The sequence below is a fragment of the Variovorax paradoxus genome (genome assembly GCF_022009635.1).
GTDB lineage: Bacteria > Pseudomonadota > Gammaproteobacteria > Burkholderiales > Burkholderiaceae_C > Variovorax.
In genome coordinates, this window is the sequence record NZ_CP091716.1 from 6,804,492 (window position 1) to 6,823,644 (window position 19,153).

The 19,153-nt window shown below is 63.7% G+C and carries 26 protein-coding genes and 1 tRNA gene; 8 read left to right on the plus strand and 19 right to left on the minus strand.

The genetic code is table 11. The annotated features are described in order from the left end of the window. Positions 1-12 precede the first annotated feature (12 nt). The 6 genes from L3V85_RS31895 to L3V85_RS31920 are packed head-to-tail and all read left to right on the plus strand — an operon-like array spanning position 13 to position 6,947. A complete protein-coding gene (locus L3V85_RS31895; RefSeq protein ID WP_237676600.1) occupies positions 13-2,391 on the plus strand; it encodes a bifunctional salicylyl-CoA 5-hydroxylase/oxidoreductase in 2,379 nt (792 codons plus the stop codon). Position 2,392: 1 nt separating this feature from the next. Then, entirely contained in the window at positions 2,393-2,872 is a 480-nt protein-coding gene (locus tag L3V85_RS31900) for a MarR family winged helix-turn-helix transcriptional regulator (RefSeq protein ID WP_237676601.1), read from the plus strand. Continuing rightward, positions 2,869-3,723 carry an enoyl-CoA hydratase family protein gene (locus tag L3V85_RS31905; RefSeq protein WP_237676602.1) on the plus strand — a complete coding sequence of 285 codons (855 nt, stop codon included), beginning with the start codon at positions 2,869-2,871 and terminating at the stop codon, positions 3,721-3,723. The genes L3V85_RS31900 and L3V85_RS31905 overlap by 4 nt, the downstream gene beginning before the upstream one ends. 4 nt (positions 3,724-3,727) lie before the next feature. Further along, positions 3,728-4,921, plus strand: a complete 1,194-nt coding sequence (locus L3V85_RS31910) for an acyl-CoA dehydrogenase family protein (RefSeq protein WP_237676603.1) — start codon at positions 3,728-3,730, stop codon at positions 4,919-4,921. 5 nt (positions 4,922-4,926) lie between these two features. After that, the gene (locus tag L3V85_RS31915) at positions 4,927-6,549 is read left to right on the plus strand and encodes an AMP-binding protein (RefSeq protein ID WP_237676604.1); all 1,623 of its coding nucleotides are present in this window, start codon (positions 4,927-4,929) and stop codon (positions 6,547-6,549) included. Then, complete coding sequence (locus tag L3V85_RS31920; RefSeq protein ID WP_081267432.1) at positions 6,549-6,947, plus strand: RidA family protein; 399 nt, start codon at positions 6,549-6,551, stop codon at positions 6,945-6,947. Before L3V85_RS31915 ends, L3V85_RS31920 begins: the two co-directional genes overlap by 1 nt. Positions 6,948-6,977: 30 nt before the next feature. On the opposite strand, the gene L3V85_RS31925 is transcribed toward L3V85_RS31920, so the two are convergent. Next, positions 6,978-7,952 carry a GlxA family transcriptional regulator gene (locus tag L3V85_RS31925; RefSeq protein ID WP_237676605.1) on the minus strand — a complete coding sequence of 325 codons (975 nt, stop codon included), beginning with the start codon at positions 7,950-7,952 and terminating at the stop codon, positions 6,978-6,980. 110 nt (positions 7,953-8,062) lie between these two features. Between L3V85_RS31925 and L3V85_RS31930 the strand changes: the two genes are divergently transcribed. Then, on the plus strand, positions 8,063-8,713 hold the full coding sequence (locus L3V85_RS31930) for an HD domain-containing protein (protein WP_237676606.1): 651 nt from the start codon (positions 8,063-8,065) through the stop codon (positions 8,711-8,713). Positions 8,714-8,836: 123 nt separating this feature from the next. Here L3V85_RS31930 and L3V85_RS31935 read toward each other — a convergent pair. The 18 genes from L3V85_RS31935 to rplN all read right to left on the minus strand — a co-directional run bounded on the left by L3V85_RS31935 (position 8,837) and on the right by rplN (position 17,769). Beyond that, a tRNA-Met gene (locus L3V85_RS31935) sits at positions 8,837-8,913 on the minus strand. Between the two features lie 18 nt (positions 8,914-8,931). After that, the gene (gene rplQ / locus L3V85_RS31940) at positions 8,932-9,330 is read right to left on the minus strand and encodes a 50S ribosomal protein L17 (protein ID WP_081267431.1); all 399 of its coding nucleotides are present in this window, start codon (positions 9,328-9,330) and stop codon (positions 8,932-8,934) included. Positions 9,331-9,422: 92 nt separating this feature from the next. After that, complete coding sequence (locus tag L3V85_RS31945) at positions 9,423-10,412, minus strand: DNA-directed RNA polymerase subunit alpha (protein WP_237676607.1); 990 nt, start codon at positions 10,410-10,412, stop codon at positions 9,423-9,425. A 142-nt stretch (positions 10,413-10,554) separates the two neighbouring features. Continuing rightward, on the minus strand, positions 10,555-11,178 hold the full coding sequence (rpsD, locus tag L3V85_RS31950) for a 30S ribosomal protein S4 (protein ID WP_009124826.1): 624 nt from the start codon (positions 11,176-11,178) through the stop codon (positions 10,555-10,557). A gap of 132 nt (positions 11,179-11,310) precedes the next feature. Next, positions 11,311-11,715 carry a 30S ribosomal protein S11 gene (rpsK, locus tag L3V85_RS31955; RefSeq protein ID WP_009124825.1) on the minus strand — a complete coding sequence of 135 codons (405 nt, stop codon included), beginning with the start codon at positions 11,713-11,715 and terminating at the stop codon, positions 11,311-11,313. A gap of 12 nt (positions 11,716-11,727) precedes the next feature. After that, positions 11,728-12,093 carry a 30S ribosomal protein S13 gene (rpsM, locus tag L3V85_RS31960; RefSeq protein WP_013544105.1) on the minus strand — a complete coding sequence of 122 codons (366 nt, stop codon included), beginning with the start codon at positions 12,091-12,093 and terminating at the stop codon, positions 11,728-11,730. A gap of 23 nt (positions 12,094-12,116) precedes the next feature. Next, the gene (rpmJ, locus tag L3V85_RS31965; protein ID WP_013544106.1) at positions 12,117-12,230 is read right to left on the minus strand and encodes a 50S ribosomal protein L36; all 114 of its coding nucleotides are present in this window, start codon (positions 12,228-12,230) and stop codon (positions 12,117-12,119) included. A 77-nt stretch (positions 12,231-12,307) separates the two neighbouring features. Beyond that, the gene (secY, locus tag L3V85_RS31970; protein WP_009124822.1) at positions 12,308-13,621 is read right to left on the minus strand and encodes a preprotein translocase subunit SecY; all 1,314 of its coding nucleotides are present in this window, start codon (positions 13,619-13,621) and stop codon (positions 12,308-12,310) included. A 27-nt stretch (positions 13,622-13,648) separates the two neighbouring features. Beyond that, positions 13,649-14,080: a 50S ribosomal protein L15 gene (gene rplO / locus L3V85_RS31975; protein ID WP_108138726.1), complete on the minus strand. Its 432-nt coding sequence runs from the start codon at positions 14,078-14,080 to the stop codon at positions 13,649-13,651. Positions 14,081-14,091: 11 nt separating this feature from the next. Next, positions 14,092-14,274, minus strand: a complete 183-nt coding sequence (rpmD, locus tag L3V85_RS31980; protein ID WP_019653974.1) for a 50S ribosomal protein L30 — start codon at positions 14,272-14,274, stop codon at positions 14,092-14,094. Between the two features lie 24 nt (positions 14,275-14,298). After that, positions 14,299-14,817: a 30S ribosomal protein S5 gene (rpsE, locus tag L3V85_RS31985; RefSeq protein ID WP_081267430.1), complete on the minus strand. Its 519-nt coding sequence runs from the start codon at positions 14,815-14,817 to the stop codon at positions 14,299-14,301. Positions 14,818-14,835: 18 nt separating this feature from the next. Beyond that, complete coding sequence (gene rplR / locus L3V85_RS31990; RefSeq protein ID WP_081267539.1) at positions 14,836-15,201, minus strand: 50S ribosomal protein L18; 366 nt, start codon at positions 15,199-15,201, stop codon at positions 14,836-14,838. Positions 15,202-15,215: 14 nt separating this feature from the next. Then, positions 15,216-15,749, minus strand: a complete 534-nt coding sequence (rplF, locus tag L3V85_RS31995) for a 50S ribosomal protein L6 (protein WP_237676608.1) — start codon at positions 15,747-15,749, stop codon at positions 15,216-15,218. A 24-nt stretch (positions 15,750-15,773) separates the two neighbouring features. Then, a complete protein-coding gene (rpsH, locus tag L3V85_RS32000) occupies positions 15,774-16,169 on the minus strand; it encodes a 30S ribosomal protein S8 (RefSeq protein ID WP_081267428.1) in 396 nt (131 codons plus the stop codon). A gap of 20 nt (positions 16,170-16,189) precedes the next feature. Then, positions 16,190-16,495 carry a 30S ribosomal protein S14 gene (gene rpsN / locus L3V85_RS32005; protein WP_237676609.1) on the minus strand — a complete coding sequence of 102 codons (306 nt, stop codon included), beginning with the start codon at positions 16,493-16,495 and terminating at the stop codon, positions 16,190-16,192. A gap of 8 nt (positions 16,496-16,503) precedes the next feature. Beyond that, positions 16,504-17,043 carry a 50S ribosomal protein L5 gene (rplE, locus tag L3V85_RS32010; protein WP_013544114.1) on the minus strand — a complete coding sequence of 180 codons (540 nt, stop codon included), beginning with the start codon at positions 17,041-17,043 and terminating at the stop codon, positions 16,504-16,506. Positions 17,044-17,054: 11 nt separating this feature from the next. Continuing rightward, positions 17,055-17,387 (minus strand): 50S ribosomal protein L24, encoded by a 333-nt coding sequence (gene rplX / locus L3V85_RS32015; RefSeq protein ID WP_130427180.1) that lies wholly within the window; start codon positions 17,385-17,387, stop codon positions 17,055-17,057. 13 nt (positions 17,388-17,400) lie between these two features. Next, positions 17,401-17,769 (minus strand): 50S ribosomal protein L14, encoded by a 369-nt coding sequence (gene rplN, locus L3V85_RS32020; RefSeq protein ID WP_009124801.1) that lies wholly within the window; start codon positions 17,767-17,769, stop codon positions 17,401-17,403. Positions 17,770-18,020: 251 nt separating this feature from the next. Between rplN and L3V85_RS32025 the strand changes: the two genes are divergently transcribed. After that, complete coding sequence (locus tag L3V85_RS32025; RefSeq protein WP_237676610.1) at positions 18,021-19,145, plus strand: esterase-like activity of phytase family protein; 1,125 nt, start codon at positions 18,021-18,023, stop codon at positions 19,143-19,145. Positions 19,146-19,153: the final 8 nt, after the last annotated feature.

Sequence of the window (19,153 nt, forward strand, 5' to 3'; positions counted from 1 at the left end):
AACTATTCAACCATGAACAGCCTTAACCCGGTTCAATCCATCCGTCCCGCTCCCGCCTCGGACCTCCAACGCATCCTGTGCATCGGCGGCGGGCCGGCCGGGTTGTACTTCGCCCTGCTGATGAAGGCACGCAACCCGGCGCTGCAGATCACGGTGGTGGAACGCAATCGCCCCTTCGACACCTTCGGCTGGGGCGTGGTGCTGAGCGACCAGACGCTGGGCAACCTGCGCGCGGCCGACGCAGAGACCGCGGCGCTCATCGGCAACGAGTTCCATCACTGGGACGACATCCAGGTGTTCTTCAAGGGCCGCCAGGTGCGCTCGGGCGGCCACGGCTTCTGCGGCATCGGCCGCAAGCGCCTGCTGAACATCCTGCAGGAGCGCTGCCTCGCGCTCGGCGTCGAGCTGGTGTTCGAGACCGACGCCACCGACGACCAGGCCATCGCCGCGCAGTACAAGGCCGACCTCGTCATTGCCAGCGACGGCCTGAACAGCCGCATCCGCCAGCGCTATGCCGACGTGTTCAAGCCCGACGTCGATCTGCGCAACTGCCGCTTCGTGTGGCTGGGCACGCACCAGACCTTCGACGCCTTCACCTTCGCCTTCGAACAGACCGAGCACGGCTGGTTCCAGGCCCACGCCTACCAGTTCGACGACAAGACCTCGACCTTCATCGTCGAGACGCCCGAGGCCGTCTGGAAGGCCCACGGCCTCGACCAGATGGAGCAGCCGGAGGCCATCGCCTTCTGCGAGAAGCTGTTCGCCAAGTACCTCGGTGGCCACTCGCTCATCAGCAACGCCACGCACCTGCGCGGCTCGGCCAACTGGATCCGCTTTCCGCGCGTGGTGTGCGAACGCTGGACGCACCGCATCGACGTGGAAGGCCGCTCGGTGCCCGTGGTGCTGATGGGCGACGCTGCGCACACGGCGCACTTCTCCATCGGCTCGGGCACCAAGCTCGCGCTCGAAGACGCCATCGACCTGGCGAATGAATTCGCGCAAGGCGGCACCGTCGACCATGTGCTCGAAGGCTACGAGGCGCGCCGCAGCGTCGAGGTGCTGAAGATCCAGAATGCCGCGCGCAACTCGACCGAGTGGTTCGAGAACGTGCCGCGCTACACCGGCATGGAGATCGAGCAGTTCGCCTACTCGCTGCTCACGCGCTCGCAGCGCATCAGCCACGAGAACCTGCGCGTGCGCGACACGAAATGGCTCGGCGGCTACGAGCAGTGGCTCGCTGGCGGCAAGGCCGTGCCGCCGATGCTCATGCCTTACAAGGTGCGCGGGCTCACGCTGAAGAACCGCATCCTGGTGTCGCCGATGGCCACCTACAGCGCGGTCGATGGCGTGCCTCAAGACTTCCTGCTGGTGCACCTGGGCGCGCGCGCGCTCGGCGGCGCCGCGATGGTGTTCGTCGAAATGACGAGCCCGACGCCCGAAGGCCGCATCACGCCGGCCTGCACGGGCATCTACAACGACACGCAGCAGGCCGCCTTCAAGCGAATCGTCGATTTCGTGCACACGCAGTCGAGCGCGAAGATCGCCATGCAACTGGGCCACAGCGGCCCCAAGGGCTCGACCCGCGTGGGCTGGGAAGGCACCGACGAGCCGCTCGAAAGCGGCAACTGGCCGCTGCTGGGCGCCAGCGCCGTGCCGTACGGCGAACAGAACCAGCTGCCCGCCGCCATCACGCGCGCCGAAATGGACACGCTGCGCGACCAGTTCGTCGCCTCCACGCGCCGCACGCTCGAATGTGGCTTCGACTGGCTCGAGCTGCACTGCGCGCACGGCTACCTGCTGTCGGCCTTCATCAGCCCGCTCACCAACCTGCGCACCGACGAATACGGCGGCGACATCGAGGCGCGCTGCCGCTATCCGCTCGAAGTGTTCCGCGCCATGCGCGCCGTGTGGCCGGCCGACAAGCCCATGAGCGTGCGCATCTCCGCGCACGACTGGACACCCGGCGGCAACACCGACGCTGACGCGGTCGTCGTCGCGCGCCTCTTCAAGGAAGCCGGCGCGGACTTCATCGACGTCTCGTCGGGCCAGACCACCCGCGACGCCAAGCCGGTGTACGGTCGCATGTACCAGACGCCCTTCTCCGACCGCATCCGCAACGAAGTGGGCATCTCGACCATTGCCGTGGGCGCGATCACCGACGCGGACCAGGCCAACAGCATCATCGCGGCCGGCCGCGCCGACCTGTGCGCCATCGCCCGCCCGCACCTGGCCGATCCGGCCTGGACGCTGCATGAGGCCGCCAAGCTGCAGAGTCGCGAGGTCGACTGGCCCAAGCAATACCTGAGCGGCCGCGACCAGATGTACCGCGAGATCGCCAAGCAGCAGCAGATGGCAGCAGCCGCCGCGGCGAACCCTGAGGAGACACACTGACATGGACCTCGAAGCGCGCGCGCACAGCGAACACCCTGAAGCCCTGCGGCTCTGGCTACGGCTTCTCACCTGCACCCAGCTGATCGAGAAGCAGGTGCGCAACGAACTGCGCTCGCAATTCGCGACCACGCTGCCGCGCTTCGACCTGATGTCGCAACTCGAGCGCTCGCCCGACGGCCTGAAGATGAACGAGCTTTCGCGCCGCATGATGGTGACGGGCGGCAACGTCACCGGCATCACCGACCAGCTGGTGACCGAAGGGCTGGTGGAGCGCATCAATGTCGAGGGCGACCGCCGCGCATGGCGCGTGCGCCTCACCCCGCGCGGGCGCAAGCTCTTCAACGAGATGGCGCAGCAGCACGAAGACTGGATCGTCGAGGCCTTCGCGGGCCTCAGCGGAAAAGAGATCGCGCAGCTTCACAAGCTGCTCGGCAAGGTCAAACAACACTCACACAACCAATTGATGGCGGAGACGGAATGAAGCACTACATCGGCGCTGGCAACCCCATGCGCGCGCAATTCGAGGCCAAGGCGGCCTACAAGGCCGAGCACTTCGCATGGCACTACGAAGCCGGCGTCGGCACCATCACGCTGAACCGGCCCGAGCGCAAGAACCCGCTCACCTTCGACTCGTACGCGGAGCTGCGCGACCTGTTCCGCGCGCTGACCTACGCGACCGACGTGAAGGTGATCGTGGTCACCGGCGCGGGCGGCAACTTCTGCTCGGGCGGCGACGTGCACGAGATCATCGGCCCGCTGACCGGCATGCGCATGCCGGAGCTGCTGGAGTTCACGCGCATGACGGGCGACCTGGTGAAGGCCATCCGCTCGTGCCCGCAGCCGATCGTCGGCGCGATCGACGGCGTGTGCGCCGGCGCGGGCGCGATGATCGCGCTGGCCTGCGACCTGCGCTACGGCTCGCCCGCCACGCGCACCGCATTCCTCTTCACGCGCGTGGGCCTTGCCGGCGCCGACATGGGCGCCTGCGCGCTGCTGCCGCGCGTGATCGGCCAGGGCCGGGCGTCGGAGCTGCTGTTCACCGGCCGCGCGATGACGGCGCAGGAAGGCCACGCCTGGGGCTTCTTCAACGCACTGCACGAAAGCGATGCATTGCTCGAGGCGGCCACCAAGGTGGCGCGCGACCTGGCCGAAGGCCCCACCTTCGCGCACGGCATGACCAAGACCATGCTCGCGCAGGAATGGTCGATGACCATCGATCAGGCCATCGAAGCCGAAGCGCAGGCACAGGCCATCTGCATGCAGACCGAAGACTTCAAGCGCGCCTACGAAGCCTTCGCCGCCAAGCGCAAGCCGGTGTTCGGCGGGGACTGAAGCCATGATGACCAAGGCACCCGCTCCACCGTCGACAGCGCACCTGGCGCTGCCGTTCTTCGACGATGCGCATCGCGCACTGGCCGACGGGCTCCTGCCCTGGGCGGCCGCGCAGGAAGTGGACGAGCGCGACGACCGCGCGGCCTGCCGCGAATGGGTACGCCGCCTGGGCGATGGCGGCTGGCTCCGCTATGCCGTGCCCGGCAGCGCGGGCGGTGCGCTGGAGCGTCTGGATTCGCGCGCGCTCGTGCTGTTGCGCGAAACGCTGGGCTACCACTCGCCGCTGGCCGACTTCGCCTTTGCGATGCAGGGGCTGGGCAGTGGCGCTATCACGCTCGCGGGCACACCGGAGCAGCAGTCTCGATACCTGACGGCCGTTGGCAAGGGCGACAAGATCGCGGCCTTCGCGCTCAGCGAGCCCGACGCCGGCTCCGACGTGGCGGCCATGGCCATGCGCGCCGAAGCCACCAGCGATGGCTGGCGCCTGAACGGCGAGAAGACCTGGATCAGCAATGGCGGCATCGCCGACTTCTATTGCGTGTTCGCCAAGACCGATCCGACGGGCGGCACGCGCGGCATCACCGTGTTCATCGTCGACGCGACGACGCCCGGCCTCGACACCTCCGCGCACATCGACGTGATGGCGCCGCACCCGCTCGCCACGCTGCGCTTCGACAACTGCGTGGTGCCGCGCACCTCGCAGCTCGGCGAGCTCAACGGCGGCTTCAAGCTGGCGATGCGCACGCTCGACATCTTTCGCGCGTCGGTGGCGGCCGCGGCGCTCGGCATGGGTCGCCGCGCACTGGCGGAAGCCGTCGCGCATTCGAAGAAGCGCCGCATGTTCGGCCAGACGCTCGCCGACTTCCAGCTCACGCAGGCCAAGCTCGGCGAGATGGCCGCGTTGATCGACAGCGCCGCATTGCTTACCTATCGCGCGGCATGGATGCGCGACGACGCCGAACGGCGCGGCGCACCCGCGGTGGGCGATGTGTCGGCCGCGGCCGCGATGGCGAAGATGTGCGCCACCGAGAACGCAAGCCGCGTGATCGACATGGCCCTGCAGATGCATGGCGGCCTCGGCGTGAAGGTTGGCACGAAGATTGAGAGCCTCTACCGCGACATCCGCTCGCTGCGCATCTACGAAGGCGCGACGGAGGTTCAACAACTGATCATTGGCAAATCCGTTCTGCGGGGATAAATACCGTGTCTGCCCAAGTCGACCGCTTCGTTCACGACCGCCTGCCGCCTGCCGCGCAGCTGCCCGTCTTTCGCTATGACCTGCCCGAGTTGCAACTGCCCGACCAGTTGAACCTGGTGGAGGAATTGCTCGACAAGGCAACCGCCAAGGGCTTCGGCGACAACCCGATGCTGCGTTCGCCGCAGGGCACGCTGACGTACTCGCAAGCGGCCGTGGAGGTCAACCGCATAGCGCAAGTGCTGACGGAAGACCTGGGGCTGGTACCGGGCAACCGCGTGCTGCTGCGCGGCGGCAACTCGGTGGCGATGGCCCTGGCTTGGCTCGCGGTGGTGAAGGCGGGGCTGATCGCGGTCGCGACCATGCCGCTGCTGCGTTCGAAGGAACTGGGCGAGATCATCGAGAAGGCGCAGCCCGTGGCCGCGCTGTGCGATGGCCGGTTGCTCGACGAACTCGCGACCGCGCAACGGGAGCATCCGGTGCTCGCCACCGTGATCGCGTTCAACCAGCCCGATGCACCGGACTCGCTCTCGTCGCGCGCCGCGAAGAAGAGCGGCGTGTTCACCGCCTGCCCCACGGCGGCGGACGACATCGCGCTGCTCGCGTTCACGTCCGGCACCACGGGCAAGCCGAAGGCACCGGTGACAACGCACCGCGATGTGCTCGCGATGTGCGAGACATGGCCGCGCCACGTGCTCAAGGCGCGCAGCGACGACATCGTGGTGGGCTCGCCGCCGCTGGCCTTCACCTTCGGTCTCGGCGGACTGCTGGTGTTCCCGATGTGGGCCGGTGCCTCGATGTACTTTCCCGATGCGCCGTTCTCGCCCGAAGGCCTCGTGAAGCTCATCAACCAGGTCGGCGCGACCATCAGCTACACGGCGCCCACGTTCTATCGCCAGATGGCGCCGTTCGTGAAACAGCACGGCATGCCGAGCCTTCGCATCAGCGTGAGCGCCGGCGAGGCGCTGCCCGATGCCACGCGGCAGCTGTGGAAAGAGGCCACGGGCATCGAGATGCTCGACGGCATCGGCGGCACCGAGGTGTTCCACATCTATATTTCCGCTGCCGGCAACGAGGTACGCCGCGGCGCTGTCGGCAAGGCGGTGCCAGGCTTCACCGCGAAAGTGGTGGACAACGAGGGCAACGAGGTGCCGCATGGCACCGTCGGCAAGCTTGCGCTGCAGGGCCCCGTGGGCTGCCGCTACCTCGACGATCCGCGCCAGGCCGACTACGTGAAGAACGGCTGGAACTACCCCGGCGATTCGTTCGTGCAGGACGACGACGGATACTTTTTCTACCAGGCTCGTGCGGATGACATGATCATCACGGCCGGCTACAACGTCGGCGGCCCGGAGGTGGAAGACGCGCTGCTGAAGCACCCCGCCGTGGCGGAGTGCGGCGTGATCGGCAAGCCCGACGCCGACCGCGGCATGATCGTCAAGGCCTTCTGCGTGCTCAAGCCCGGCCAAGAAGGCGACGCAGCAATGGTGAAGACGCTGCAGGACCATGTGAAGGCGACGATCGCGCCTTTCAAATATCCGCGGGAGATCGAGTTCGTCACGGCGCTTCCGCGCACCGAGACCGGCAAGCTCCAGCGATTCAAACTGAGACAACTCAACACGACATCATGATGATCAACAAACTCCTGCAGCCCGAAGGCTGGCTGCCTCCCAAGGGCTATGCGAACGGCGTGGCCGCTCGCGGAACGATGCTGTTCGTCGGCGGCCAGATCGGCTGGAATGCGCAGCAACAGTTCGAATCGGACGACTTCATCGACCAGTGCGGCCAAGCGCTGCGCAACATCGCCGAGGTGCTGCGCGCCGGCGGCGCGGGCCCCGAGCACATGGTGCGCATGACCTGGTACGTGACGGACCGCGACGAGTACAGCCGCCGGCTGTCCGAGCTGGGCCCGGTCTATCGCGACGCGATGGGGCGCAACTTCCCGGCCATGACCTGCGTGCAGGTGGCGGCGCTGGTCGAGCACCGCGCGAAGGTCGAGATCGAGGTGACGGCGGTCATTCCGGACTGATGATGCCGTCCCTGCGCATGCTGTCGTCCGTCAGCCGATGGCATGCGCGAAACGCTTGCGGTACTCCGCTGGCGTGATGCCGACATGCCGCTGGAACGCGCGGCGCAGCGTGTCGGCATCGGCGAATCCGCATTGGAAGGCCACCTGCTTGGGTGCCGCGTCTCCCGCCTCCAGCAGGCGACGCGCGGCGGTCACGCGAACATCTTCCACCCATGCCGCGGGTGTGACCCCGACCTCCTGCCTGAAGAGCCGCGCGAAGTGACGTTCGCTGAGGCCCATGCGCGCCGCGAGATTGGCGACGCCATGGTCTTGTGCGGGGTTGGCCGCGATCCAGCGCTGGACCTCCTGCAAGGCTGAACGGCCTGTGGGCGCGGCTTCGCCCTTGCGGCTGAACTGCATCTGGCCACCGGGGCGCTTGAAGAACATCACGAGCTGTGCGGCGACCTTCATGGCAATGTCGCGACCGAGGTCTTCCTCGACCAGCGCGAGCGACAGATCCAGGCCCGCGGTGACACCCGCGGCAGTGCGCAGACGGCCGTCGCGCACGTGGATGGCGTCGGCATCGACGGTGACCGAGGGATAGTCTCGCGCAAGCTGCTCGGCCACCGCCCAATGCGTGGTGACGCGCCGGCCGTTCAGCAGCCCCGCCTGTGCCAGCACGAAAGCGCCGCTGCAGACGGAGCCGAACCGGCGCAACTTGGGCGTCTGCTGCTTCAGCCATGCGCTGACATTCGCATCGGATGCTGCGTCGGCCGCATGTGGCGAGCCGGCGACGAGCAGGGTGTGGATGGGCTCGTGCATTGCATCGCCGATGGTTGCATCAGGCATCAGCCTCACGCCCGAGGAGCTGCGAACAGGGCCTCGTTTGCTCGCGACCACCAGCAGCCTGTAGGCCTGTGCCTTGGCTTGCAGGTTGGCTTCGGCAAACACGTCGAGCGGACCGGACACGTCGAGCAACTGCACGCCAGGCATGGCGAGGATCGCGATGGTCTTTGTTGCTTTCATGGATCTGGGGCGCTTTCGCGAGGCTAATGTCTGGATTCGCCGTTTCATGGCGATTGAAGCCACGTTAGCCCACTTCTAAAGTTGGCTTCGACTTCACAGGAGAAACCCACATGGCTTTGACGACAACGGATATCGAAGGGGTACGCATACCCGACAGCAAGCTCGCACGCGAGATCACGGAACTGGTTCGGGACACGGCGACGCCGCTGCTCTTTCACCATTCAAGCCGAGTGTTTTACTTCGGCGCCCTCGCCGGCAAGCGCCGCGGACTGACATTCGACCCCGAGTTGCTGTACGCCGGAGCCATGTTCCACGACATGGGGCTACTGAAGCAGCACAGCAGCGCGCATGAACGGTTCGAAGTGGACGGCGCGAACGTGGCGCGCGACTTTCTGCGCGGGCACGGGATCTCTCAGCAAGACATCGACCTGGTGTGGACTGCGATCGCGCTGCACACGACGCCTGGTATTCCGCAGCATATGCACCCGGTGGTGGCACTGGTCACGGCCGGCGTCGAGATGGACGTTCTGGGCCTGACCTACAAGGAATACAGCGAAGCCGAACGGACACAGGTCGTGCAAGCACATCCGCGTACCGAACACTTCAAGGAAGACATCATCCAGGCCTTCTACGACGGCATCAGGCACAAGCCCGAGACGACCTTCGGCAACGTCAAGGCAGATGTCATCGGCGACAAGGAGCCGCACTTTCACCGGGGCAACTTTTGCAGCGTGATCCGCTGTTCAGGGTGGCACGGCTGAGGTGCTGGTAAATAGATAGAGCGCGCAAATTTCGGAAACAAAAAAGCCCTCTTTGCGAGGGCTTTTTCAATTCATTTACCGACCAAGAAAAAGGCCCTTTGAAATTCAAAGGGCCTTTTAAATTGGTTGCGCGAGCAAGATTTGAACTTGCGACCTTTGGGTTATGAGCCCAACGAGCTACCAGGCTGCTCCATCGCGCGGCAAGAATAAATTATAGCTTATTCAGCAGCGTTTTGCTCGGCTGCGTCTTCTTTAATTTCAGGACGGTCGACGAGTTCGACCAGCGCCATCGGCGCGTTGTCGCCCACGCGGAAACCCATCTTCAGGATGCGCGTGTAGCCGCCCGGACGGGCTGCGAAACGCGGGCCGAGTTCGCCGAAGAGCTTCACGACGCTGTCGCGGTCGCGCAGGCGGTCGAAAGCCAGGCGCTTGTTGGCCAGCGTGGGCTTCTTGGCGAGCGTGATCATCGGTTCGATGACGCGGCGCAGTTCCTTGGCCTTGGGGACCGTGGTCTTGATGACTTCGTGCTCGATGAGCGAGTTCATCATGTTCTGCAGCATCGCAAGGCGGTGCGAGCTGGTGCGGTTGAGTTTGCGAAGTCCGTGTCCGTGACGCATGGTGCTTTTCCTTTACTTTATAAAAACAGGCAGCCGTATCAGGTACTGCCCGGTGCACTGGCTCTTTAAGGAGCCAAATTCAAAAATTCAATTCAACGCTTGTCGAGACCGGCCGGCGGCCAGCTTTCGAGCTTCATACCCAAGGTCAGGCCGCGGGAGGCGAGCACTTCCTTGATTTCGTTGAGCGACTTGCGACCCAGATTCGGGGTCTTGAGCAGCTCGTTTTCGGTGCGCTGGATCAGATCACCGATGTAGTAGATGTTTTCGGCCTTCAGGCAGTTCGCCGAACGCACGGTGAGCTCGAGCTCGTCGACAGGGCGCAGCAGGATCGGATCGAACTGCTGTGCGCTGCGCGGTGTCGGTGCATCGAATGCCGCGAGTTCGCCGCCTTCGAGCTGCGCGAACACTGCGAGCTGTTCGACCAGGATTTTAGCCGAAGCGCGCACTGCGTCTTCCGCGGTGATCGCACCGTTGGTTTCGATCTCGACCAGCAGCTTGTCCAGGTCGGTACGCTGTTCGACACGAGCGCTTTCGACCGTGTAGCTCACGCGCTTGACGGGCGAGAACGACGCGTCGAGAACGATGCGGCCGATCGACTTCGTCGGTTCGTCCGCGTAGCGGCGCATCGTGCCGGGCACGTAGCCGCGACCCTTTTCGACCTTGATCTGCATGTCGAGCTTGCCGCCTTGCGACAGGTGCGCGATCACGTGATCGGGGTTGATGATCTCGACGTCGTGCGGGGTCTGGATGTCCGATGCCAGGACCGGGCCTTCGCCGTCCTTGCGCAGGCTCAGCGTGACTTCGTCGCGGTTGTGGAGCTTGAACACCACGCCCTTGAGGTTCAGAAGGATGTTGACGACATCTTCCTGCACGCCGTCGATCGACGAGTACTCATGCAGAACGCCAGCGATCGTGACTTCGGTGGCCGAGTAGCCAACCATGGACGACAGCAGAACGCGACGCAGCGCGTTGCCGAGCGTGTGGCCGTAGCCGCGCTCGAAAGGCTCGAGCGTGACCTTGGCCTTGTTGGCGGCAAGTTGCTCGACCTGAATGGTCTTGGGTTTCAGCAGGGTGGTTTGCATGCAGACTTCCTCTCAATACCCCCGGCTCGTTACACCGGTAAGGCTGGTGAAGCACCTGATCCGCGACGAAGCGCGGAGCAGGAACGTGAACAACAATAACAATCTCCCGCACGCGCCGAAGGGCGGGTGCGGGTAGAAAAAATCAACGCGAATACAGTTCGACGATCAGCGATTCGTTGATGTCGGCTGCGAATTCGTCGCGATCGGGCACCTTCTTGAACGTGCCTTCGGCCTTGTCGGCATTCACGTCGACCCAAGCCGGGATACCGACTTGCTGGGCGAGTTGCAGCGCTTCGACGATGCGGTTCTGCTTCTTCGACTTGTCGCGCACGGCGATCACGTCGCCGGTCTTGACCAAGTACGACGGGATGTTGACCGACTGACCGTTCACCGTGATCGCCTTGTGCGACACGAGCTGGCGCGCTTCGGCGCGGGTCGAGCCGAAGCCCATGCGGTAGACGACGTTGTCCAGGCGCGATTCGAGGATGAACAGCAGGTTCGCGCCAGTGTTGCCACGGCGGCGATCGGCCTCTTCGAAGTAACGGCGGAATTGCTTCTCGAGCACGCCGTACATGCGCTTGACCTTCTGCTTTTCACGCAGCTGCAGACCGTAGTCGGAGGTACGCTGACCCGAGGTACGACCATGCTGGCCGGGCTTGGAGTCGAACTTGGCCTTGTCCTGGATGGAGCGGCGGGCGCTCTTCAGGAACAGGTCGGTGCCTTCACGGCGGGAAAGTTTGGCCTTGGGGCCGAGGTAACGTGCCACGATTTTTCCTTTGTGTCATCTGCCGCAGTTACCTGCGGGAGCCATCTGCGGAGCGCGGATGGCGGTGGGCTTAGATAAAAAAACAAATGCGCAGCCGCTTGAAAAAGCCGGCTGCGCCTTGCGGACTGACGATCAGATGCGGCGACGCTTCTGGGGACGGCAGCCGTTGTGCGGAACGGGCGTCACGTCGGCAATGGAATTGATCCGGATGCCGAGCGCAGCCAGTGCGCGCACCGACGACTCGCGACCAGGACCGGGGCCCTTGATCTCGACGTCGAGGTTCTTGATACCTTGTTCGACAGCAGCACGGCCGGCAACTTCGGAAGCGACCTGCGCTGCGAACGGGGTCGACTTGCGCGAGCCCTTGAAGCCTTGGCCACCCGACGAAGCCCACGACAGGGCGTTGCCCTGGCGATCGGTGATCGTGATGATGGTGTTGTTGAACGAGGCATGCACGTGGGCGATACCGTCCGCGACGTTCTTGCGAACCTTCTTGCGAACGCGCTGTGCGGCGTTGTTTGCAGGTGCTTTAGCCATGCTGGTCTATCCTTATTTCTTCAGGGACTGCGCAGCCTTGCGCGGACCCTTGCGGGTGCGGGCGTTGGTGCGCGTGCGCTGGCCGCGCATCGGCAGGCCGCGACGGTGACGGAAGCCGCGATAGCAACCGATGTCCATCAAACGCTTGATGTTCATCGTCGTTTCGCGACGCAGATCGCCTTCGATCGTGAACAGAGCGATCTGGTCGCGGATCTTCTCGAGATCGGCGTCGGTCAGATCCTTGATCTTCTTCGAATATTCGATGCCGCTCGCTTCGCAGATTTGACGGGCGCGGGTGCGACCGATGCCGAAGATGGCGGTCAGGCCGATTTCAGCGTGCTTGTGCGGCGGGATGTTGATGCCAGCAATACGTGCCATGTGCGTCCTCTAATACTCTTCAATCAACCCTGGCGCTGCTTGTGGCGCGGGTCGGTGCAAATCACACGCACCACACCTTTACGGCGGATGACCTTGCAATTACGGCAGATGGTTTTGACCGAAGCCGAAACTCTCATTTCATTCTCCTAAAACTGTTTAACGTGGCGGTACACCGCCCACTCACCCAATATTCTCAATACTGAAACTCACAGCCCTACGATGTCTTGAAGTTAGCCTTCTTCAGCAGCGATTCGTACTGCTGGGACATCATGTAGTTTTGCACCTGGGCCATGAAGTCCATCGTGACGACCACGATGATCAGCAGGGAGGTACCACCGAAGTAGAACGGCACGTTGTACTTCAGGATCAGGAACTCGGGCAGCAGGCAGACGAAGGTGATGTACACCGCGCCGGCCAACGTCAGGCGAACCAGAATCTTGTCGATATAGCGAGCGGTCTGGTCACCCGGGCGAATGCCAGGAATGAATGCACCACTCTTCTTCAGGTTGTCGGCCGTTTCCTTGCTGTTGAACACGAGTGCCGTGTAGAAGAAGCAGAAGAAAACGATCGCAGCGGCATACAGCAGCACGTAGATCGGCTCGCCCGGACGCAATGCGCCGGCAACGTCCTTGATCCAGCGGAAACCGCCTTCACCGGTACTGAACCAGCCGACCACCGTTGCGGGCAGCAGGATGATCGACGAAGCGAAGATCGGCGGGATCACACCGGCCATGTTCAGCTTCAAGGGCAGGTGCGACGATTGGCCGCCGTAGACCTTGTTGCCGACCTGGCGTCGCGCATAGTTCACGAGGATCTTGCGCTGGCCGCGTTCGACGAACACCACGAAGTAGGTGACCAGCACCACGACGGCGATGATGAAGAGCGCGATGATCGGATTCATCGCACCGGTCGTCACCAGCGAAGCCAGGCCGCCGATTGCGTTGGGCAGGCCCGCCGCGATACCTGCAAAGATCAGGATCGAGATGCCGTTGCCCAGGCCGCGTTCGGTGATCTGCTCGCCGAGCCACATCAGGAACATCGAACCTGCCGTCAGGCTCACCATTGCCGTGAGGCGGAAGCCGAAGCCGGGTGCGATGACCAGGCCAGCCGACGACTCGAGCGCCACTGCGATGCTGAACGATTGGAACAGTGCCAGACCCAGCGCGCCGTAGCGCGTGTACTGCGTGATCTTGCGGCGGCCGGCCTCGCCTTCCTTCTTCAATTGCTCGAAGGTCGGAAGCACGTAGGTCATCAGCTGCATGATGATCGACGCCGAGATGTACGGCATGATCCCCAACGCGAACACGGTGAAGCGCGACAGCGCCCCGCCCGAGAACATGTTGAACAGGCTCAGAATGCCGCCCTGTTGGCCCTGGAACAACGCTGCCAGCTGGTCCGGGTTGATACCCGGCACAGGAATGTGCGCGCCAATCCGGTAGACCACGAGCGCGAGCAGCAAAAAGACGAGCCGACGACGAAGGTCGCCGAACTTGCCTGTTTTTGCGATCGTTGCCGCGTTAGTTGCCACGAAGAACTTCTTTCAGTCCGATGGTGATCAGGCGATGCTGCCGCCGGCTGCTTCGATCGCAGCCTTGGCACCAGCGGTAGCGCCCACGCCCGTCAGCTTGACGGCTTTGGTCAGTTCGCCGGTCTTGACGACCTTGACGACCTTGGCGAGCTGGCCGACGAGGCCGGCTTGCTTCAGCGCCAGGATGTCCACTTCGGCCAGGCCGAGCTGCTCGAGGGCAGTCAGCGTGACTTCGGCGTTGAACTTCAGCAGGTGCGACTTGAAGCCACGCTTCGGCAGGCGACGCTGCAGCGGCATTTGACCGCCTTCGAAGCCGACCTTGTGGAAACCGCCTGCGCGCGACTTCTGACCCTTGTGACCGCGACCCGCGGTCTTGCCGATGCCAGAGCCGATGCCACGGCCAACGCGACGCTTGGCGTGCTTGGCGCCATCCGCCGGCTTGATGCCATTGAGTTCCATATCAGTCTCTCTTACAGAACTTTGACCAGATAACTGATCTTGTTGATCATGCCGCGCACCGCCGGGGTGTCTTGCAGCTCGCTCACGCTGTTGAGCTTGCGCAGGCCGAGGCCACGCACGGTCGCGCGATGCGATTCCTTGGTACCGATCGGGCTCTTGACCAATTGGACCTTGAGGGTTTGTTGTTGCGTCATTTGAATGCTTCTTTCGGCTTGCGCTTAAGCGAAGATTTCTTCGACGGTGAGGCCGCGCTTGGCAGCCACTTGACCCGCGGTCGTCGAGTTCTTCAACCCGTCGAGCGTGGCGCGAACCATGTTGTAGGGGTTCGACGAACCATGGCTCTTGGCCACGATGTCGGTGATACCCATCACTTCGAACACGGCGCGCATCGGGCCGCCGGCGATGATGCCGGTACCCTTGGGAGCCGGGTACATCACGACCGTCGAAGCACCATGGTGGCCCTGCACCTGGTGGTGCAGCGTGCCGTTCTTGATCGAAACCTTCAGCAGGTTGCGACGCGCTTCTTCCATGGCCTTCTGCACTGCAGCGGGCACTTCCTTCGACTTGCCCTTGCCCATGCCGACGCGACCATCGCCATCACCGACCACGGTGAGTGCTGCGAAACCGAGGATACGACCACCTTTCACCACCTTGGTGACGCGGTTGATCGCGATCATCTTCTCGCGCAAACCGTCCTCGGGGCCTTCGTTCTGCGTTCTTGCCTGAATCTTTGCCATTTTGAATCTCGTGTCCGGTTAGAACTGCAGGCCGGCTTCGCGGGCGGCCTCGGCCAGCGCCTTGACGCGGCCGTGGTATGCGAAACCTGCGCGGTCGAAAGCGACCTTCTCGACGCCGGCTGCCTTCGCCTTTTCAGCGATGCGCTTGCCGACGGCGGTGGCTGCGGCGGCATTGCCGCCCTTGCCCGAACCGCCGAGCGAGGTACGCACTTCGGCTTCTGCCGTCGATGCGGTTGCAATCACCTTGGAGCCGTCGTCGGAGATGACGGTTGCATAGATGTGCAGGTTGGTGCGGTTCACCGTCAGACGGGCCACGCCCTGCGTCGCGATGCGAATGCGGGTCTGGCGCGAGCGGCGAAGACGCTGTGCTTTTTTGGTCAACATCATTTTGCTGCCCCTTACTTCTTCTTGGTCTCTTTGATCACGATCTTCTCGTCCGAATAACGGATACCCTTGCCCTTGTAAGGCTCGGGCGGACGAACAGCGCGGATCTCAGCGGCGATTTGACCAACGCGCTGACGGTCAGCACCCTTGATCACGATTTCGGTCGGGGTCGCGGTGGCCACCGTGATGCCTTGCGGCATGTCGATGTTGACCGGGTGCGAATAACCGACTTGCAGGTTCAGCTTGTTGTTGGAAGCTGCGGCCTTGTAGCCGACGCCGACCAGGTTGAGCTTCTTCTCGAAGCCCTTGGTCACGCCAACCACCATGTTGTTCACCAGCTGACGGATCGTGCCGCTCATTGCGTTCGCTTCACGCGAATCGTTGGCGGGCTCGAAGTTCAGCTTGCCGTCATTGCTGACGATCTTCACCAGCGAATTGCGGGCCAGGCTGAGCGAACCGCCCGTGCCCTTGACGCTGATCTGGTCTTCCTTGATCGACACATCCACGCCTGCGGGGATGGTGATCGGCATTTTTCCTACTCGGGACATTTCAGTAACTCCTCGATGTCTCGGTTAGGCGACGTAGCACAGAACTTCGCCGCCGACACCGGAGGCGCGAGCCTTGCGGTCGGTCATCACGCCCTTGGGGGTCGTGACGATCGCAACGCCGAGGCCGTTCTGGACTTGCGGAATGGAAGCACTGGCCTTGTAGACACGCAGGCCGGGGCGGCTCACGCGCTCGATGCGCTCGATGACCGGACGGCCAGCGTAGTACTTCAGCGAGATTTCAAGTTCGCTCTTGCCGGCTTCGGTCTTGACCTGGAAGCCGTCGATGTAGCCCTCGTCCTTCAGGACTTGTGCGATTGCGATCTTCACCTTGGAAGACGGAACCGACACGGTGGGCTTCGCCACCATCTGCGCGTTACGGATACGCGTCAGCAGGTCGGCAATGGGATCACTCATGCTCATGTTGTTTGCTCCTGCCTGGCTTACCAGCTGGCCTTGGTGACACCGGGGATGTCGCCGTTGAAAGCCAGTTCGCGGATCTTGGCGCGGGCCAGACCGAATTGACGGAAGGTGCCACGGGGGCGACCGGTGATTTCGCAACGGTTGCGCTGACGCGTGGGGTTCGCGTTGCGCGGGAGCTTTTGCAGCGCCAGACGGGCAGCTGCACGCTCTTCGTCGGTCTTCTTCACGTCGTTGGAAGTCGCCTTCAGTTCCGCGTGCTTCGCAGCGAACTTGGCAACCAGCTTGTCGCGCTTCAGTTCGCGCTGGATCAAAGATGCTTTAGCCACGGATCACCTCAGTTCTTGAACGGGAAACGGAAGCCGGCGAGAAGCGCCTTGGCTTCTTCATCGGTCTTGGCCGTCGTCGTGATGCTGATATTCAGACCGCGCAGGGCATCGACCTTGTCGTACTCGATCTCGGGGAAGATGATCTGTTCCTTGACGCCGATGTTGTAGTTGCCACGGCCGTCGAACGCACGGCCGGAGATGCCGCGGAAGTCGCGAACACGCGGCAGCGCGATGGTCACGAAACGGTCCAGGAACTCATACATCTGCACGCCACGCAGCGTGACCATGCAGCCGATGGGCTGGTTTTCGCGGATCTTGAAACCGGCGATAGCCTTCTTCGACTTGGTAACCACGGGCTTCTGGCCAGCGATCTTGGTCAGGTCGGCGACAGCGTTGTCGAGAACCTTCTTGTCGGCGACTGCTTCACCCACACCCATGTTCAGGGTGATCTTGGTGAGGCGCGGAACCTGCATCGGCGACTTGTAGCCGAACTTTTCCGTCAGGTCTTTCGCGATCTTTTCGCGATAGTGTTGTTGGAGACGTGCCATGTGAGTACCTCTTAGGCGAACTTGATTTCGTCGCCGCTGGACTTGAAGACGCGAACAGCCACGCGCTTGCCGTCAGCACCCTGGGAGATCTTGATGCCCACGCGATCGGCCTTGCCGGTCGCGGCATTGAAGATCGCCACGTTGGATTGGTGGATGGGCATGGACTTCTCGACGATGCCACCGGTCGTACCCTTGAGGGGGTTTGGCTTGGTGTGCTTCTTGACGAGGTTCAGGCCTTCGATGACGACGTGCGAGTCATCCTTGCGCAGCGAGACGGTGCCCCGCTTGCCCTTGTCACGGCCGGCCAACACGATGACCTGGTCGCCTTTGCGAATCTTGTTCATGGCGTTGTTGTCCTTAGAGAACTTCGGGTGCCAGCGACACGATCTTCATGAACTTCTCGGTGCGCAGTTCGCGCGTGACCGGTCCGAAGATGCGGGTGCCGATGGGCTCCAGCTTGGCATTGAGCAGCACGGCGGCATTGCCGTCGAACTTGACGAGCGAACCGTCGGCGCGACGGATGCCCTTGGCGGTGCGAACCACCACTGCGCTGTAGATCTCGCCCTTCTTGACGCGACCACGCGGAGCGGCTTCCTTGATGCTGACCTTGATGACGTCGCCCACGCTGGCGTAACGCCGCTTGGAGCCACCGAGCACCTTGATACACAGGACGGATTTCGCGCCTGTGTTGTCGGCCACTTCGAGCCGGGATTCAGTTTGGATCATTTCTTGATATTCCCAACTTGTACCGATGTGCCTCCAGGAGGGAGACACCGCGGTCAGTCTTGGGCCCGTCGTCTGCACCTCGAACCACTCGAGGCACTTCCGCTTTGGGCTGAAAGCTTCGCCTTTTGGAAGCGAAGCCTGCGATTGTTGCACGCACTTATGCCGATGTCAACAGCCCTATTACACCACCAAGCGCTGGCACTAGACTCCGGAAGGTGCGCACTCCCGGGAAATCCACCTTTTCACCCCTGTTGCAGAACCGCCGCAGGCTGCTGGCGGGCGCGGCCGGCCTGGCTGCGCTGGGCCTGGGCGCCTGCAGGAGCGCCGCGCCGCAGCAAGACCCCGGCCGGCTGCGGCTCATGGCCGAGGCGCGCTGGGCGCACCGCCTTCATATAGAAGGCACCACGGTGGGCGGGCTCTCGGGCATCGACTACGATCCGTCGCGAGGTGAGTACCTGCTCATCAGCGATGACCGATCAGACTTCGATCCGGTGCGCTACTACACGGCGCGTTGGCCCCAACAGCAGGCCGCCCCGCCCGAGCCCACGGGCGTGATACAGCTGCAACGCCCCGGCGGCGGCCCCTGGCCCGGCCGGCGCCAGGCCATGGCCGGCCTCCCGGTTCCGGACCCCGAGGCACTGCGCCTGCGCCCCTCGACCGACACCATCCTGTGGACCAGCGAAGGCGACATCGCCCGGGGCTTCGGCCCCGCGCTGTACGAATCCACCCGCGACGGGCGCTTTCTACGCGAATTCGCCATGCCGCCGATGTTCCTGCCCGACCCGGCCAAGCGCCGCGGCCCGCGCGACAATCTGACCTTCGAGGGCGTGGCCCTCACGCCGGACGGCCGCTTCGCCTGGCTGGGCATGGAAAACGCGCTGATCCAGGACGGCCCTGAGCCCACCGCCGGCGCGCCCGGCGGCCCCTGCCGCTTCACCCAGGTCGACCTGGAAACCGGCCGCGCCGTGCGCCAGATCGCCTACGTGCCCGACGCCATTCCGCTGCGCCCGCTGGTGCCTGGCACCTATGCCGACAACGGCGTGAGCGAGATCCTGATGATCGACGCCCACCGCATGCTGGTGCTGGAGCGCGCCTATGCCACCGGCACGGGCAACTCGCTGCGCCTGTATGAAATCGACACCCGCGCCGCCAGCGACGTGCTCTCCACCGACACGCTCGCCCCCGGCAATCACCGCCCGGCCGCCAAGACCCTGGTGGCCGACTTCGCCGCCCTCGGCCTGTCCCGCCTCGACAACACCGAGGGCATGTGCTGGGGTCCACCCCTGCCCGACGGCAAGCGCATGCTGGTGGTCGTGAGCGACGACAATTTCAATCCGCTGCAGATCACCCAGTTCGCAGCATTCGCCTTCGAATAAACCCGACC

What these genes read in the sequence shown, in the direction of transcription:
- L3V85_RS31895 (WP_237676600.1), top strand. Translation starts at nt 13, where the DNA reads ATGAACAGCCTTAACCCGGTTCAATCCATCCGTCCCGCTCCCGCCTCG.
- L3V85_RS31900 (WP_237676601.1), top strand. Translation starts at nt 2,393, where the DNA reads ATGGACCTCGAAGCGCGCGCGCACAGCGAACACCCTGAAGCCCTGCGG.
- L3V85_RS31905 (WP_237676602.1), top strand. Translation starts at nt 2,869, where the DNA reads ATGAAGCACTACATCGGCGCTGGCAACCCCATGCGCGCGCAATTCGAG.
- L3V85_RS31910 (WP_237676603.1), top strand. Translation starts at nt 3,728, where the DNA reads ATGATGACCAAGGCACCCGCTCCACCGTCGACAGCGCACCTGGCGCTG.
- L3V85_RS31920 (WP_081267432.1), top strand. Translation starts at nt 6,549, where the DNA reads ATGATCAACAAACTCCTGCAGCCCGAAGGCTGGCTGCCTCCCAAGGGC.
- L3V85_RS31925 (WP_237676605.1), bottom strand. Translation starts at nt 7,952, where the DNA reads ATGAAAGCAACAAAGACCATCGCGATCCTCGCCATGCCTGGCGTGCAG.
- L3V85_RS31930 (WP_237676606.1), top strand. Translation starts at nt 8,063, where the DNA reads ATGGCTTTGACGACAACGGATATCGAAGGGGTACGCATACCCGACAGC.
- rplQ (WP_081267431.1), bottom strand. Translation starts at nt 9,330, where the DNA reads ATGCGTCACGGACACGGACTTCGCAAACTCAACCGCACCAGCTCGCAC.
- L3V85_RS31945 (WP_237676607.1), bottom strand. Translation starts at nt 10,412, where the DNA reads ATGCAAACCACCCTGCTGAAACCCAAGACCATTCAGGTCGAGCAACTT.
- rpsK (WP_009124825.1), bottom strand. Translation starts at nt 11,715, where the DNA reads ATGGCTAAAGCACCTGCAAACAACGCCGCACAGCGCGTTCGCAAGAAG.
- rpsM (WP_013544105.1), bottom strand. Translation starts at nt 12,093, where the DNA reads ATGGCACGTATTGCTGGCATCAACATCCCGCCGCACAAGCACGCTGAA.
- rpmJ (WP_013544106.1), bottom strand. Translation starts at nt 12,230, where the DNA reads ATGAGAGTTTCGGCTTCGGTCAAAACCATCTGCCGTAATTGCAAGGTC.
- rplO (WP_108138726.1), bottom strand. Translation starts at nt 14,080, where the DNA reads ATGGAACTCAATGGCATCAAGCCGGCGGATGGCGCCAAGCACGCCAAG.
- rpmD (WP_019653974.1), bottom strand. Translation starts at nt 14,274, where the DNA reads ATGACGCAACAACAAACCCTCAAGGTCCAATTGGTCAAGAGCCCGATC.
- rpsE (WP_081267430.1), bottom strand. Translation starts at nt 14,817, where the DNA reads ATGGCAAAGATTCAGGCAAGAACGCAGAACGAAGGCCCCGAGGACGGT.
- rplR (WP_081267539.1), bottom strand. Translation starts at nt 15,201, where the DNA reads ATGTTGACCAAAAAAGCACAGCGTCTTCGCCGCTCGCGCCAGACCCGC.
- rplF (WP_237676608.1), bottom strand. Translation starts at nt 15,749, where the DNA reads ATGTCCCGAGTAGGAAAAATGCCGATCACCATCCCCGCAGGCGTGGAT.
- rpsH (WP_081267428.1), bottom strand. Translation starts at nt 16,169, where the DNA reads ATGAGCATGAGTGATCCCATTGCCGACCTGCTGACGCGTATCCGTAAC.
- rplE (WP_013544114.1), bottom strand. Translation starts at nt 17,043, where the DNA reads ATGGCACGTCTCCAACAACACTATCGCGAAAAGATCGCGAAAGACCTG.
- rplX (WP_130427180.1), bottom strand. Translation starts at nt 17,387, where the DNA reads ATGAACAAGATTCGCAAAGGCGACCAGGTCATCGTGTTGGCCGGCCGT.
- rplN (WP_009124801.1), bottom strand. Translation starts at nt 17,769, where the DNA reads ATGATCCAAACTGAATCCCGGCTCGAAGTGGCCGACAACACAGGCGCG.